Below are 15,582 nucleotides of genomic sequence, written 5' to 3'. Positions count from 1 at the left end.
ACTCAAGCTCTGGTAATCCTGGCTAGAAAGCTCGCGCGGGTGGCATTCGCCCTGATGAAAAATCAGGACGAATACGTCACCAAAGGTGGGAAACTGGCTTGCTGAAAACCATAGAATCTCCCACAGGGACTGCACAGGTAGTGAAAGCTGTGCGATCCCTGTGGGAGCGGGTTCCCTGCGAAGAGGCCGGTACAGAATAACCCGGCTCGCCGGTCAGAACTTGTAGGTTGCAGCCAGATACGTCTGAGCACTGCTGGTCAGACGCAAGGTGCCCTCCTTCGGCCCGCCACTGGCGCCCACTTCGGTAGCAGCATTGGTACGCAGGTAGCGATACCCCAGCTCCATCGACGCATTGTCGGTGATTTCCTGGATCACACCGGCCTGCAAGCCGACAGCATAGCCGTAGTCGGTATCCCGGCTGGCGCCCGGCGAATCCTGAGTCAGCTTGGTCATGCCCAGGCTGCCACCGCCGAACAGCTTGGTGGTGTCCCCCACCGGCAGCAGCAAGTCATAGCTGCCGAGCAGGTTTTCCTGGCGCAGCTTGTAGCCGCTGTGGTCGCCGGAAACGTTGTCATAGGTCATGTAGTAGCGGGCCTGATCATTGATCTTGCCCAGTCGCACACCCCAGGTATCGTCCTTGCCGATGATGCCGTCGGCGTTCAGGTGATCGGTGTTGCTCTGCAGCAGGCCGGACTTGCGTACTTTGTCGCTGGTCTGGCCGTAGGTGAGGCTGGCGAAGGTGTCATCGGCGGCCTGGGCAGTGGTCATGCCAGCGGCGCACACGGCCATGGCAGCGAGCAGGGTGTTGAAGGTTTTCATGACTTCTTACTCCAGTTGAATGCGCTGTTGCGGTCTGGAAGCTAGAGTAAGCAGGGTGCCCTGAACCGCGGCTGAACCCTGACTGAACCGCGGCTGAACGATTCGTGTGCAAACAAGGAGTAGTCAACATGCGCGCCCTGCTGGCCCTGATTCTGATGTGCAGCACCGCCTTCGCCCAAGCGGCGGTGCAGACCCGCGAGATTCGTTACCAGGACGCCGACGGCACTGCGCTGATCGGCTATTACGCTTACGACGACGCCGTCAAGGGCGAACGCCCGGGCGTGCTGGTGGTGCACGAGTGGTGGGGGCTGAACGACTACGCCAAACGCCGTGCTCGCGAGCTCGCCGCGCTGGGCTACAGCGCGTTGGCCATCGATATGTATGGCGAAGGCAAGCACACCGAGCACCCGCAGGACGCCCAGGCGTTCATGGCCGAGGCGATGAAGGACCCGTCGGCATCGGCCAAGCGCTTTGACGCCGGCTTGGACCTGCTGAAGAAACAGCCCTATACCGACAGACACAAGCTCGGCGCGGTCGGTTACTGCTTCGGTGGCAAGGTGGTGCTGGATGCCGCGCGCCGGGGCGCACGACTGGATGGCGTGGTCAGCTTCCATGGTGCACTGGCCACCCAGACACCGGTCACCCAGCCTGGTGTGGTACGCGCCTACCTGCTGGTCGAGCACGGGGAGGCTGACAGCATGGTCACCCCGCAGCAGGTGGATGCCTTCAAGAAGGAGATGGACGCGGCGAAGGTCAACTACCAGTTCGTCAGCATCCCGGGGGCCAAGCATGGGTTCACCAACCCGGATGCAGACCGCCTGAGCCATGGCGATCATGGCGGGCCTGACATCGGCTACAACGAGGCGGCAGACAAGCGGTCCTGGGCCGACATGCAGGCGTTCTTCAAGCAAGTGTTCAAGTAAAGCTCGCTGGGCCGCCGTGCGGCCCCGGCTCCCACGCAAGCCTCGCGGCTGGCACAATACCCGCCATGAACACACTCCCTGCCTGCTGCGCCCCGCTCCAGCACCACTGGCCCCTGCCCCGCCCACTGCCCGGCGCAGTGCTGGTCAGCTGTGCCTTCGACCCGGCCCACCTTGCCGCCGATGACTTCCAGCGCGTCGGCATCGTGCCCAGTCCCAGCCTGCAGCGTTCGGTGGCCAAGCGCCAGGCCGAGTACCTGGCCGGCCGCGTTTGCGCGCGCGCTGCACTGCAGCGCCTGGATGGCCGCGACTACGTGCCCGGCACCCATGAGGACCGCTCGCCGATCTGGCCCACGGGTATCCACGGATCGATCACCCACGGCAAAGGCTGGGCCGCTGCGGTGGTCGCTGCCGAGGGCGCCTGCCGTGGCCTGGGCCTGGACCAGGAAGCGCTGCTGGATGACCAGCGCGCCGAGCGGCTCATGGGCGAGATCCTGACGCCCGCCGAACGCGAACGGCTGGCTCCTGGCCAGCTGGGCCTCACGGTCACCCTGACCTTCTCGCTCAAGGAAAGCCTGTTCAAGGCCCTCTACCCGCTGACCCGGCAGCGCTTCTATTTCGAACATGCCGAAGTGCTGGCGTGGTCCGCCGATGGCCTGGCGCGTTTACGGCTGCTTACTGACCTGTCGCCGCAGTGGCGACACGGCGCCGAAGTCGAAGGCCAGTTCTGCTTGCAGGACGGCCACCTGCTCAGCCTGATCAGCGTCTGAGCCTTACTGCGGAGCCTGTTCACGCGGCCAGCTGAGGCTGAAGCAGGCCCCGCCCAGCGCCTCGCTGCGCCCCACCGTGGCCCGGCCTGCGTGCCAGTAGATGATCCGCCGCACGATCGACAGGCCCAGGCCATGCCCGCCGGAAGCGCGGGTGCGACTGTCATCGAGCCGGGTGAAGGGGGTGAAGATGCGATCCCATACACCCTCGGGGATCCCCGGGCCATCGTCTTCGACATCGATGCGGCAACGCTGCTGGCCCAACTGGTAGCTCAGGCGCACTTCACTGCTGGCGTGGCGCAAGGCATTGCTCACCAGATTCTGCAGCGCACGATGCAGGTAGCGCGGTTCGGCCTCGACCCAGCAGCCGTCGCTGGCCTGGCAGGCCCCGCGCAGTAAACGGACCTTGCTGTTGAGCGGCGCCAGTTCTTCAATCACCCGATCGAGCAAGGCATCCAGTTCGACCCGCTGGAACTTCAGCGCCGGGGCGCCCTGCTCCAGCCGCGCATAGGTGAGCATTTCGTCGACCAGCTGGTCCAGGTCCTGGATATCACCATCCATGCCGGCCAGGTGCTTGGCGCGGGCCTGCTCGGTGGGCGCACTTTCGATCATCTCCAGGCCAAAGCGCAGGCGTGCCACCGGGGTGCGCAGTTCATGCGACACCGCACGCACCAGTTCGCGCTGCATGTTCAGCGAACGTTGCAGGTGCTCGGCCATGCCATTGAATGCCGCAGCCAGGCGCCCCACCGAATCGGCATCACCGGCCGGCACGCGGGTGTCCAGGCTGCCTTGGGCGATACGCGTGGCGGCGATTTCCATGCCTGACACGCGCCGCTCCAGCTGGCGCACCAGCAGGTACACCACCAGGCCGATGAGGCAAAGGCCAAGAAAGGCAATCAGGATCAGCAACTGCGGCGGATAAGGGTTGAGTTGATAGAGCGGACCGATCTCCAGCACCAGCGGCGAACCTGGCAGCCCGGCGAACACACGGATGGAGTCACCATCGCGCCCCAGCGCCATCACCGTATCCCCCTCCTCCACCCGGCGCCGCTGGTCGTCGTCCAGGCCGACCCGCTCGATGCGCTGCAGGGCGACGCCGAAGCCGAAGCCCTTGCTCTGGGTGATGTCCGCCAGGCGCTGCTGCTGCTCGGTCACCGGATAGCGCACCAGCTCATCGGCCAGCAGATAAAGCGTGGCACGCGCCAGCTGCTCGCTGACCTGCTTGACCTGAGCCACCAGCATCAGGTCCTCCTGGCCGACCTTGCGCAGTACCTGGGCGGCGTGTGGCCCGGTCTTTTCCACCACCACCAGGCCACGGTTCAGGCGAGCGCGCTGGCCGCCATCGAGGGTACGCGCCGACATCGGCTGCAGCGCCAGCGGCACGCCCAGCAAGCGCTCCCACATCAACAGCGAGCGCTTGCGCTCGGTGTCGTTCTGCTGCGCCAGGTTGTCGGCCATCAGGCTGAACGTGCCCTGGGCCAGGCGTTCGCGGTGCTGGGCCGCGCGCACTTCGTTGACCCAGTGCAGGCTGAGCGCGCCGAGCAGCGCCACCAGCACCAGCACCGCGAGCATGCCGCCGTAGATGCGCAGGAAAATCGAGCGGTTCATGGGGCATCGCCGACGAACAGGTAGCCCTTGCTGCGCAGCGTCTTGATCAGCCGCGGGTGGATCGGGTCGTCGCCGATCTTGGGGCGAATCCTGGAAATGCGCACGTCGATGGAACGGTCCTGGCCGTCGTAGCCGACCCCGCGCAAGGCGGTGAAGATCTGCTCACGCGACAGCACCCGCCCGGCGTTGCTGGCCAACAGCCATAGCAGGTCGAATTCAGCGCCGGTGAGGTCGATCTGCTGCGCGCCGAGCCAGGCCTCGCGCAGGCGATTGTCGATGCGCAGCGCACCGAAGGCCAGGTCATGGCGCTTGGACTCTGGGCTTTCACTGCGCCGCAGCAGGGCCTGGATCCGTGCCAGCAGCAAACGCGGACGCACCGGCTTGCACACGTAGTCGTCAGCCCCCAGATCCAGCCCCTGGACCTGATCGAGTTCGTCGCTGCGGGCCGTCAGCATCAGGATCGGGCCGGGGTACTGGCCACGTACGCGACGGCAGATGCTCAGCCCGTCTTCGCCGGGCAGCATCAGGTCGAGGATCACCAGGTCTGGTTGGCTGTCGACGATGCGGCGCGCGGCGCGGGCGCCATCGCCCTCGACGGCAACCTCGTAACCGTTGGCCTGCAGGTATTCGGCGGTGAGTTCGGCCAGGCGCTGGTCGTCTTCGACGATGAGGATGCGATTGCTGGGTTGGTCCATGGCCCCTGCCTTTGGATTATTGTTTTTCTGTCGGTACCGGCCTTTAACCAAAAGGCAACATCACCCCCGGATACTACGTGCCGCCCGCCAGTACTGCCAACCTGCCCGCCGGTAGCCTCGACTGAACCGTTTTTTGTGGTAGGGTGCGCGCCCGAAAAATTGTGGCTGCGGGCAGCAGCCCTGTGAAAAATAGTGCAAACCTCTTGGCACAAGGCCTACAGGGAATACCCACTATTCACTCACAAAGTACGCACAACTTATCCACAGGCGATTGCCTTGCAAAGCCCCCAAGACCGCATTATCTTGTATCCCTATCGCAACGAACCACTAGATGTTGGGGTTGACCTTTCGTCACCAACACCAGTCAGCGCAGAAATTCAAGCGATATTTCTGGCAGAACTTTACGTGGTTTCATCAGCCAAACCGCTCCAGCGGAAGCATTGAGAGCAACAGCCTTCGGGGTCATCCCGTTGAGCATTTGACTTCGGCCAGGGAGCGGCAGGTTATTGCCCCTTATTCCTGATCTGTCCCGAAGTCGGTACGCCCGAGCGGGTGGATGCGCGTGCATGACGCATCCTCGCCAAGGCCATCGAGCAAGTGGACGGAACGGTGGGCGCCCAAAAGGCGCCTGAACACTATAGAAACTGTGGAGACACCCACCCATGCAAACCGACACAACTCGCGAGAACCCGCAGGCTTTGGCGCCGCAGGCCGCCGATTCCAACCAGGATCTGGCCGCCACCGCTCCGGGCCAACTGCGCGTGATCAAGCGCAACGGCACTGTCGTCCCCTACACCGACGACAAGATCACCGTGGCCATCACCAAGGCGTTCCTCGCAGTTGAAGGCGGCACCGCCGCTGCCTCGTCGCGCATCCACGACACCGTCGCGCGCCTGACCGAGCAGGTCACTGCCACGTTCAAGCGTCGCATGCCATCGGGTGGCACCATCCACATCGAAGAAATCCAGGACCAGGTCGAGCTGGCCCTGATGCGTGCCGGCGAGCAGAAAGTCGCCCGCGACTACGTGATCTACCGTGACCAGCGCGCCAAGGAGCGCGCCACCCGCGCCCACACCGACGCCGTGGTCGAGCCGCACCCAAGCATCCGCATCACCCTGGCCGACGGCAGCCTGGCGCCGCTGGACATGGCGCGCCTGAATACCATCATCAGCGAAGCCTGCGAAGGCCTGGCCGAAGTCGATGGCGACCTGATCCAGCGCGAAACCCTGAAGAACCTGTACGACGGCGTGGCCATCAAGGACGTCAACACCGCCCTGGTGATGACCGCCCGTACCCTGGTCGAGCGTGAGCCGAACTACTCGTTCGTCACCGCCCGCCTGCTGATGGACACCCTGCGCGCCGAAGGCCTGGGCTTCCTCAACGTTGCCGACAGCGCCACCCACCACGAGATGGCCGACCTGTACGCCAAGGCCCTGCCGGCCTATGTCGCCAAAGGTATCGAGTTCGAACTGCTGAACCCGGCCCTGGCCGACTTCGACCTGGAAAAACTGGGCAAGGCGATCAACCACGAGCGCGACCAGCAGTTCACCTACCTGGGCCTGCAGACCCTGTACGACCGTTACTTCATCCACAAGGATGGCGTGCGCTTCGAGCTGCCTCAGGTGTTCTTCATGCGTGTGGCCATGGGCCTGGCGCTGGAAGAGAAAGACAAAGAAGCCCGTGCGATCGAGTTCTACAACCTGCTCTCGTCGTTCGACTACATGGCTTCGACCCCGACCTTGTTCAACGCCGGTACCCTGCGTCCACAGCTGTCGAGCTGCTACCTGACCACCGTGCCGGACGACCTGTCGGGCATCTACCACGCGATCCACGACAACGCCATGCTGTCGAAATTCGCCGGTGGCCTGGGCAACGACTGGACCCCTGTGCGTGCACTGGGCTCCTACATCAAGGGCACCAACGGCAAATCCCAAGGCGTCGTGCCGTTCCTGAAAGTGGTCAACGACACCGCCGTCGCCGTGAACCAGGGTGGCAAGCGCAAAGGCGCCGTGTGTGCCTACCTGGAAACCTGGCACCTCGATATCGAAGAATTCATCGAGCTGCGCAAGAACACCGGTGATGACCGCCGTCGTACCCACGACATGAACACCGCCAACTGGATCCCTGACCTGTTCATGAAGCGCGTCTTCGATGACGGCAAGTGGACCCTGTTCTCGCCATCGGAAGTGCCTGATCTGCACGACCTGACCGGCAAGGCCTTCGAAGAGCGCTACGAGTACTACGAAGCCCTGACCGAGTACAACAAGATCAAGGTGTTCAAGACCATCCAGGCCAAAGACCTGTGGCGCAAGATGCTGTCGATGCTGTTCGAGACCGGCCACCCGTGGCTGACCTTCAAGGACCCGTGCAACCTGCGTTCGCCGCAGCAGCACGTGGGCGTGGTCCACAGCTCGAACCTGTGCACCGAGATCACCCTGAACACCAACAAGGACGAGATCGCGGTCTGCAACCTGGGCTCGATCAACCTGCCGAACCACATCGTCGACGGCAAGCTGGACACCGCCAAGCTGCAACGCACCGTGAACACCGCCGTGCGCATGCTCGACAACGTGATCGACATCAACTACTACTCGGTGCCGCAAGCGCGTAACTCGAACTTCAAGCACCGTCCGGTCGGCCTGGGCATCATGGGCTTCCAGGATGCGCTGTACCTGCAGCACATCCCGTACGGCTCCGACGCTGCCGTCGAGTTCGCCGACAAGTCGATGGAAGCGGTCAGCTACTACGCGATCCAGGCTTCCTGCGACCTGGCCGACGAACGTGGCGCCTACGAGACGTTCCAGGGTTCGCTGTGGTCCAAGGGCATCCTGCCGCTGGATTCGCAACAGATCCTGATCGAAGCCCGTGGCCAGAAGTACATCGACGTCAACCTGGAAGAGTCGCTGGACTGGGCGCCGGTCCGTGCCCGCGTGCAGAAAGGCATTCGTAACTCGAACATCATGGCCATCGCGCCAACCGCGACCATCGCCAACATCACCGGCGTGTCGCAGTCGATCGAGCCGACCTACCAGAACCTGTACGTGAAATCGAACCTGTCGGGCGAATTCACCGTGATCAACCCGTACCTGGTCCGCGATCTGAAGGCCCGCGGCCTGTGGGACTCGGTGATGATCAACGACCTGAAGTACTACGACGGTTCGGTGCAGCAGATCGAGCGTATCCCGCAAGAGCTGAAGGACTTGTACGCCACCGCGTTCGAAGTCGAGACCAAGTGGATCGTCGACGCCGCCTCCCGTCGCCAGAAGTGGATCGACCAGGCCCAGTCGCTGAACCTGTACATCGCCGGCGCCTCGGGCAAGAAACTGGACGTGACCTACCGCATGGCCTGGTACCGTGGTCTGAAGACCACCTACTACCTCCGTGCCCTGGCCGCGACCAGCACCGAGAAGTCGACCATCAACACCGGCAAGCTCAACGCCGTTTCAAGCGGCGGCGACAGCGCCCCGGTCCAGGCAGCTGGCCCAGCGCCAGTGCCAAAAGCCTGCGCGATCGACGAGCCTGACTGCGAAGCCTGCCAGTAAGGCCTGATGCCGCGCGGGGTGCCCCATGGGTGCCCCTCGCGGCATTTTTGTATCCGCAGAATGGCCCACAGGAATGCTGTCCTTGTGGGAGCGGCCTTGTGTCGCGAAAGGGCTGCGCAGCGGCCCCGGGATCTCTGCTCCAGTGCGAGATTGCCGGGGCCGCTGCGCGGCCCTTTCGCGACACAAGGCCGCTCCCACAAGGGTTTCTGCAACCCATCATCTTGTGATGTAAAAATAAAAACCCACAACATGTAGTGTCTCGCGCCGTTTGCGGCTAAACTCCTTCCCCGGAAAAGACGACACGAGATTCCCTGAACGGACGCGCACAAAACCGGTCGAAAATTTACCCTCGCCCGCAAGACACGCGCCCCGATCGAAAGCGAATTCCGTTATACTGCGCCCCCTCTGAAAAGGGCACCCATTCACGTCCCTGGCCCCTCCCCAAGGCCTGGCCAGGCACGAACCCGATGTAACGAGAGTCAGCCTCTCGAGCTGTCCATTCGCCGTAACGGCCTTGCGTCAGGCATCACACTCTTAAAATCCAACCGGTTGCCCCAGGGCAACCCTCAAGCAGGAGCCAATCACCATGCTGAGCTGGGACGAATTCGACAAGGAAGACGGCGAAGTAGCCGCCAAAGGCAACACCCCTGCGCAGGCCACTGCCGCCGCCACCCTCGACAAGCTCGACAGCGCCGGCGGTGCCGCCGCCCTGGAAGCCCGTGCCGCCACCGCCTCGGACTCCGACGCCGTGAAGCGTGCCAAGGCCGCCCTCGACGCCCTCGACATCGCCGAAGGCCTGGCCGAGCTGGAAGGCTCCTCGGCCCGCGTCGCCGTTGACGAAAAACGTATGATCAACTGCCGCGCCGACCTCAACCAGCTGGTACCGTTCAAGTATGACTGGGCCTGGCAGAAGTACCTCGACGGCTGCGCCAACCACTGGATGCCGCAAGAGGTCAACATGACCGCCGACATCGCCCTGTGGAAGAGCATGGATGGCCTGACCGAAGACGAGCGCCGCATCGTCATGCGCAACCTCGGCTTCTTCTCCACCGCCGACTCGCTGGTTGCCAACAACCTGGCCCTGGCCGTGTACCGCCTGATCACCAACCCGGAGTGCCGCCAGTACATCCTGCGCCAGGCCTTCGAAGAGGCGATCCACACCCACGCCTACCAGTACTGCATCGAGTCGCTGGGCATGGATGAAGGCGAGATCTTCAACATGTACCACGAGATCCCGTCGGTCGCGAAGAAAGCCGCCTGGGGCCTGAAGTACACCCGCGCCATCTCCGACCCGGAATTCAACACCGGTACCGTCGAAACCGACAAAGAGCTGCTGCGCAACCTGATCGCCTACTACTGCGTACTGGAAGGCATCTTCTTCTACTGCGGCTTCACCCAGATCCTGTCGATGGGCCGCCGCAACAAGATGACCGGCGTCGCCGAGCAGTTCCAGTACATCCTGCGTGACGAGTCGATGCACCTGAACTTCGGTATCGACGTGATCAACCAGATCAAGATCGAGAACCCGCACCTGTGGGATGCGGCGATGAAGGAAGAAGCGACCCAGATGATCCTGCAAGGGACCCAGCTGGAGATCGAATACGCCCGTGACACCATGCCACGCGGCGTGCTGGGCATGAACGCAGCGATGATGGAGGACTACCTCAAGTTCATCGCCAACCGTCGCCTGACCCAGATTGGCCTGAAGGAAGAGTACCCAGGGACTACCAACCCGTTCCCATGGATGAGCGAGATCATGGACTTGAAGAAGGAGAAGAACTTCTTTGAGACTCGCGTGATCGAGTATCAGACTGGTGGTGCGCTGAGCTGGGACTGATCGTCCGGGCTGAATATCGAGAAGGCTGCCGAACGGCAGCCTTTTTTATTGCCTACGAAATCAGAACAGGAAGTGTCCTACAAACTACGGCTGGTGGCTGACCCACGAGGTGGTGACGGTGCTGCGTGATGGGCAGGTGGGATGCGGCCCCTGATGGCTGGGGCGAGCGCCTGGTTGCGCGAGAGCACGGTGACCAGAAGGATGCCATTGGTTCTATTCTGAAGTCGCCAAACCACGACCGTACGGGGAATCTTCCTACACGCGTTGCTTCAGGCCGAGCTCGGCGGACAGCCTAGCCGTCACATCCTTCATGACCGGCACCAGCTCACGCATCTTTTGCTCAGGCATGTACGGCACCGTACTCGCCACACTGATCCCCGCCACGATCCGGCGGCTGGCATCGCGCACCGGCGCCGCCACGCAGCGGATCGACGGTTCGTTGTCCTCCAGGTCGAAGGCATACCCGCCCTCCACATACTCGACCATGCGCTGCTCGAACTGCGCCCAGGTCTGCTCGCTGTGGTGCGGCCAGAACGCGCTCTTGCCACCCGTCGGCAGGCTGGTTTCATACAGGCGCTGCCATTCGGCCGGGGTGTCGTCGAGCATCAGCGCCTTGCCGATGCCGGTGCGGGCAAGCGGCATGCGGTGGCCGACCCGCGAGCGCATCTCCGGGCCGTTGCGCCCCGGGGTCTTGTGCAAGTACAGCACCTCGTCGCCTTCGCGGATCGCCAGGTGGATGGTGTCGCCGGTCAGCGCCGACAGCTCATCCAGATAAGGACCGGCCAGGGTCACCAGGGGCAGCTCTTCGCGGGCCTGAAAGCCCAGTTCGATCAGCTTGGGGCCGAGCAGATAACCAACCTGAGGCACCACGCGCAGGTAGCGTTCGTCCACCAGGCAGCTGACCAGCCGGTGGGTGGTGCTGCGGGTGGTGCCGATGTGTTGGGCGATGTCCTTGAGGTCGCGCGCGCCGGCGGCCACGGCCTGCACCACGGCCAGGCCGCGCAGCAGGGTCTGGGTGCCGGTGGGGGCGGTTTTTGCGGGGTCTTCCAGCATGTGCTGCCTTTATCGATGAGCGAGTGGGCGGGCAACATTATGTTCGCCCGCAGGGCGTGCCTACAACTCGATGCGTTCGACCTTGCCCACCAGCAGGATGTACGACAGCGCGCCGCACAGGGCCAGAACGGCGATGTAGGTGATCGCCGGGGCGAACGAATCGCCGCTGGCGAGGAAGCCGATCACGATCGGGGTGACGATCGCCGACAGGTTGCCGATGAAATTGAACACCCCGCCGGTCAGCCCGAGCAGGCGCGCCGGGGCGAGGGTCGAGACCAGCGACCAGGTGATCGAGGCCAGGCCGTTGCCGAAGAACGCCAGGGCCAGGAAGGCGATCACCAGCGGGGTCGAGTCGACGAAGTTGGCGCCGATGATCGCGGTGGAGATCAGCAGGCCGCTGATGATCGGCAGCTTGCGGGCAAAGCCCACGCTCGACCCGCGGCGAATCAGCCAGTCGGAGAAGAAGCCTGAGCACAGCACGCCGACGAAAGCCGCGAGGAACGGCAGCGATGCCAGCATGCCGGACTTGATGAAGTCCATGCCGCGGTACTTCACCAGGTAGGTCGGGAACCAGGTGAGGAAAAACCACAGCGTCGAGTTCAGGCAGAACTGGCCGAGGTAGATGCCCCACAGCTTGCGCTTGGTCAACACGATGCCGAGGTCGGCCCAGTTGAAACTGGCCTTGGCCTTGGCCTGCTCGTGCTGAATGTCCACCAGCCCACCGCCCTCGCGGATCAGTTCGATCTCGGCTTCGTTGGCGCCCTTGAAATCACGCGGCTCGCGATACACCGCGTACCAGATCACGCCCCAGAGGATACCGACCGCACCAGTGGCAACGAACACCATGTGCCAGCCGAACGCATGCTGCAGCCAGGCCAGCACCGGGGTCAGGAACGCCAGGCCGACAAACTGCCCTGAGGTGTAGAAGCCGATGGCAGTGGCCCGCTCGCGCTCGGGGAACCAGGTGGTGACCACACGGCTGTTGATCGGGTAGGCCGGCGCCTCCAACGCGCCGACCGCCATGCGCAGCACGAACAGCGCGATGAAGCTGGCAGCGAAACCGAGCATCACCGTGGCCAACGACCACAGCACCAGCGCCACGCTGTAGAGAATACGCGGCGGCACCCGGTCGACCAGCCAACCACCAGGGATCTGCGTGGCAGCGTAGGTCCAGCCGAACGCCGAGAAAACCAGGCCGACATGGATCGGGTCAATGCCGAGCTCGCTGGTCAGGGCAGGCGCGGCGATCGACAGGTTGCTGCGGTCCAGGTAGTTGATCACCACTGTGATGAACAGCAGCACCATGATGAAAAAACGCTTGCGGCTGGGCGCCACCAAGGTGGCCTGCCCGGTGAGGGTGTGCGGGAGCATGAGAAGTGCCTCTTGTTATGGTTATTGAGGTCGTTTCAACGCGTTTGCCGAAGCGGTGTCACCACTCGGCGAAACTACCGTCGGCGTGGCGCCACACCGGGTTGCGCCAGCGGTGGCCGACGGCGGCGCGCTCGATCACGTATTCCTCGTTGATCTCGATGCCCAGGCCCGGGCCGTTGGGGATCTTCACCATGCCTTTTTCGTAGTCGAACACACCTGGGTCGCGCACGTAGTCGAGCAGGTCGTTGCTCTCGTTGTAATGGATGCCCAGGCTTTGTTCCTGGATGAAGGCGTTGTAGCAGGCGGCGTCGAGTTGCAGGCAGGCCGCCAGGGCAATCGGGCCCAGTGGGCAGTGCAACGCCAGTGCGACGTCGTAGGCCTCGGCCATGTTGGCGATCTTGCGGGTTTCGGTGATCCCGCCCGCGTGGGAGGCGTCAGGTTGGATGATGTCGACATAGCCTTCGCTGAGCACGCGCTTGAAGTCCCAGCGCGAGAACAGCCGCTCGCCCAGGGCGATCGGCGTGCTGGTCAGCGGCGCCAGCTCTTTCAGCGCTTCGTAGTTTTCGCTGAGCACTGGCTCTTCGATGAACATCAGCTTGTACGGGTCGAGTTCCTTCATCAGCACCTTGGCCATGGGCTTGTGCACGCGGCCATGGAAGTCGACGCCGATGCCGACGTTCGGGCCCACCGCATCGCGCACGGCGGCGACGTTGGCCAGGGCCTGGTCGACCTTGTCGAAGGTGTCCAGAAACTGCAACTCTTCGGTGCCGTTCATCTTCACCGCGGTGAAGCCGCGGGCAACGGCCTCCTTCGCTGCACGGGCGGTGTCGGCTGGGCGGTCGCCGCCGATCCACGAATACACGCGGATCTTGTCGCGCACCTGGCCGCCGAGCAGGTCGCTGACCGACACGCCCAGTGCTTTGCCTTTGATATCCCAGAGGGCCTGGTCGATACCGGCCAGGGCGCTCATGTGGATGGCGCCACCGCGGTAGAACCCGCCCCGGTAGAGCACGGTCCAGATGTCTTCGATGTTGCGCGGGTCTTTGCCGATGAGGTAGTCGGAAAGCTCTTCGACGGCAGCGGCAACCGTATGGGCGCGCCCCTCGACCACAGGTTCACCCCAGCCGGTGACGCCCTGGTCGGTCTCGACCTTGAGGAAGCACCAGCGTGGCGGAACGATGAAGGTGGTCAGCTTGGTAATTTTCATCTGCTTGTCTCTCTTGTTGGGATGCGGCGCAGGACTGGATCAGTGCAGGGCCTGCCAAGCGGTCACGTAAGCCTTGGCAGAGGCCGCGACCTGTTCAGGCGTCATGCCCGGCTTGTACAAGCCGGAGCCTAGGCCGAAGCCTCTGGCGCCAGCGTCAAAGAACTGCTGCAGGTTGCCGGGCGTGATGCCGCCCACCGGCGCCAGCACGGTGCCGGCGGGCAACACGGCCAGCCAGGCCTTCACCACCGCCGGGCCCATCTGCTCGACCGGGAACAGCTTGAGTACATCGGCACCTTCGGCCAGGGCGGCGAAAGCCTCGGTCGGCGTGGCGACACCCGGTGCCAGGTACAGGCCCGCCGCCTTGGCAGCCCGTAGCACCTGCGAGTCGCTGTGGGGCATGACGATCAGTTGCCCGCCCGCCTCCTTCACCTGCGCGACCTGCGCCGGCGTCAGCACGGTGCCTGCGCCGATCAGGCAATCGGCGGGTAACGTGTCGCGCAGGATGCGGATGCTCTCGAGGGGCTGTGGGGAATTGAGCGGCACTTCGATGACGCGAAAACCGGCGCCATAGAGGACTTCACCCATCGCCGCGGCTTCATGCGGCTGTATGCCACGCAGGATCGCGATCAGGCCGTTCTGTGCCAGTGCTTGTTCGAGCATGTCGAGCTCCCTTCAGGATCAATGAGTAAGGCCGGCCGCGAGCGCCAGTTGCCAAAGGCCGCGTTCGGTGGCCTGTTCGGCAACGCTCACGTGGCTGAAGCCACACGCCTGCAGGGCACGGCTGTAGCGCATGCAGAGCGGGCCATTGCCGATCAGCAAGATCGCCGGCAAGTGCACGCTGTTGCGTCGCTCGCGTTGCACCTTGGCCAGGGCAGAGAGTTCATGGCCGATCAGCAGGCCGGAGAGGTAATCGGGCTGGGCGCTGGCGCTCAGTTCACCGGTCAAGCCCAGGCTGCGGGCACTGAACACGGTGGACAGCGGGCCGATCTCGCCTTCGGCGGACAGCGATACCTGCACACCGTGGTCGAAAGCCGGTGCATCGAACGCTGCGCCGCGTTGTTGAGTACGACCGAGGATGCTGTGCTCGCTGAGCACGGCAAACACTTCGCCCGTCATGAAGGTGTCGAACTGCATGATGCAGCCGTCGGCCACCTGTACCCATTTCGAATGGCTGCCGGGCAGGCCAATCAGCAGGTCATCCGTGGTCACGCTGGGCAGTGCGCCGAGCACCTGAGTCTCTTCACCACGCATGACATTGGGCAGCCGCGAACGCTGGATCACGCCGGGCACGATATGCACATCGACGCCGCGCTGGCTGCGCACCGTTTGCAGGGACGCGCCGAGGCTGGCGACGTTGGCTGGCGTGTCGCGGTAGGCCGCTTCGCGCCAACCCTGGGCGCTGCCGACCATGCCACAGGCAATCACCGGAAGGCCCGGTTGGGCGTCGAGCCAGTCGCCGCAGGCGTCGTCGAAGGCCAGTTCAAAACCGTCGGCACAGGGTTGGCCGTTGATCAGGCGGGGAGCCTTGGGCAGTTGCATGATGCCGCTGGGCAGCGTGCGCACGTCCAGCACCTGGCCGTCGGTGGCGAGTTTATAAGCACGAAGGGAGGTGGTTCCCCAGTCGAGCGCGATCAATTGCGCCTGCATCGCTTCACCTGTTCTGTTTTTTTGGCAGTGAGTGAGGGCGACTATAAACCTGCAGGGACGAAAATTCCAATATGTAGAATTGAATCCCACATATAGGGATTTTCTTGATTCAAGAA

General features: G+C 63.6%; 12 protein-coding genes and 1 pseudogene. 5 read left to right on the top strand and 8 right to left on the bottom strand.

Features of this window, described 5'->3' with window-relative positions:
- Positions 1 to 105 (top strand): annotated as a pseudogene (locus tag CQW31_RS31855) (IS110 family transposase); the annotation flags it as partial.
- A gap of 108 nt (positions 106 to 213) precedes the next feature.
- On the opposite strand, the gene CQW31_RS27960 reads toward CQW31_RS31855, so the two are convergent.
- A complete protein-coding gene (locus CQW31_RS27960) occupies positions 214 to 819 on the bottom strand; it encodes an outer membrane protein (RefSeq protein WP_054885578.1) in 606 nt (201 codons plus the stop codon).
- Between the two features lie 128 nt (positions 820 to 947).
- Here CQW31_RS27960 and CQW31_RS27955 point away from each other — a divergent pair, with 128 nt between their 5' ends.
- Entirely contained in the window at positions 948 to 1,742 is a 795-nt protein-coding gene (locus tag CQW31_RS27955) for a dienelactone hydrolase family protein (RefSeq protein ID WP_099815936.1), read from the top strand.
- A 65-nt stretch (positions 1,743 to 1,807) separates the two neighbouring features.
- On the top strand, positions 1,808 to 2,509 hold the full coding sequence (locus CQW31_RS27950) for a 4'-phosphopantetheinyl transferase (protein WP_054885580.1): 702 nt from the start codon (positions 1,808 to 1,810) through the stop codon (positions 2,507 to 2,509).
- Between the two features lie 3 nt (positions 2,510 to 2,512).
- Here the strand turns inward: CQW31_RS27950 and CQW31_RS27945 are convergent, their stop codons facing one another.
- Positions 2,513 to 4,114, bottom strand: coding sequence for an ATP-binding protein (locus tag CQW31_RS27945; protein WP_099815935.1), 1,602 nt, complete (start codon positions 4,112 to 4,114; stop codon positions 2,513 to 2,515).
- The gene (locus CQW31_RS27940) at positions 4,111 to 4,809 is read right to left on the bottom strand and encodes a response regulator transcription factor (RefSeq protein ID WP_054885582.1); all 699 of its coding nucleotides are present in this window, start codon (positions 4,807 to 4,809) and stop codon (positions 4,111 to 4,113) included. Before CQW31_RS27940 ends, CQW31_RS27945 begins: the two co-directional genes overlap by 4 nt.
- Before the next feature lie 662 nt (positions 4,810 to 5,471).
- On the opposite strand from CQW31_RS27940, the gene CQW31_RS27935 reads away from it, so the two are divergent.
- Together CQW31_RS27935 and CQW31_RS27930 are read left to right on the top strand one after the other, a co-directional pair.
- Positions 5,472 to 8,351 (top strand): ribonucleoside-diphosphate reductase subunit alpha, encoded by a 2,880-nt coding sequence (locus CQW31_RS27935; protein ID WP_054885583.1) that lies wholly within the window; start codon positions 5,472 to 5,474, stop codon positions 8,349 to 8,351.
- A gap of 586 nt (positions 8,352 to 8,937) precedes the next feature.
- Complete coding sequence (locus CQW31_RS27930) at positions 8,938 to 10,188, top strand: ribonucleotide-diphosphate reductase subunit beta (protein ID WP_054885584.1); 1,251 nt, start codon at positions 8,938 to 8,940, stop codon at positions 10,186 to 10,188.
- A gap of 255 nt (positions 10,189 to 10,443) precedes the next feature.
- On the opposite strand, the gene CQW31_RS27920 is transcribed toward CQW31_RS27930, so the two are convergent.
- From CQW31_RS27920 to CQW31_RS27900, 5 genes are read right to left on the bottom strand one after another with little or no spacing between them, the layout of a single operon-like run.
- The gene (locus CQW31_RS27920; protein WP_054885585.1) at positions 10,444 to 11,241 is read right to left on the bottom strand and encodes an IclR family transcriptional regulator; all 798 of its coding nucleotides are present in this window, start codon (positions 11,239 to 11,241) and stop codon (positions 10,444 to 10,446) included.
- A 60-nt stretch (positions 11,242 to 11,301) separates the two neighbouring features.
- Positions 11,302 to 12,612 carry an MFS transporter gene (locus CQW31_RS27915; protein ID WP_099815934.1) on the bottom strand — a complete coding sequence of 437 codons (1,311 nt, stop codon included), beginning with the start codon at positions 12,610 to 12,612 and terminating at the stop codon, positions 11,302 to 11,304.
- Between the two features lie 58 nt (positions 12,613 to 12,670).
- On the bottom strand, positions 12,671 to 13,819 hold the full coding sequence (gene dgoD / locus CQW31_RS27910) for a galactonate dehydratase (protein WP_054885586.1): 1,149 nt from the start codon (positions 13,817 to 13,819) through the stop codon (positions 12,671 to 12,673).
- 39 nt (positions 13,820 to 13,858) lie between these two features.
- Entirely contained in the window at positions 13,859 to 14,479 is a 621-nt protein-coding gene (locus tag CQW31_RS27905; RefSeq protein ID WP_099815933.1) for a 2-dehydro-3-deoxy-6-phosphogalactonate aldolase, read from the bottom strand.
- Between the two features lie 18 nt (positions 14,480 to 14,497).
- The gene (locus CQW31_RS27900) at positions 14,498 to 15,466 is read right to left on the bottom strand and encodes a 2-dehydro-3-deoxygalactonokinase (RefSeq protein ID WP_099815932.1); all 969 of its coding nucleotides are present in this window, start codon (positions 15,464 to 15,466) and stop codon (positions 14,498 to 14,500) included.
- Positions 15,467 to 15,582 lie beyond the last annotated feature (116 nt).

Origin of the sequence: Pseudomonas sp. 382 (assembly GCF_002759075.1) — a bacterium.
Taxonomy (GTDB): Bacteria; Pseudomonadota; Gammaproteobacteria; order Pseudomonadales; family Pseudomonadaceae; genus Aquipseudomonas; species Aquipseudomonas vlassakiae.
This window is presented reverse-complemented; position numbering and strand designations above follow the sequence as displayed.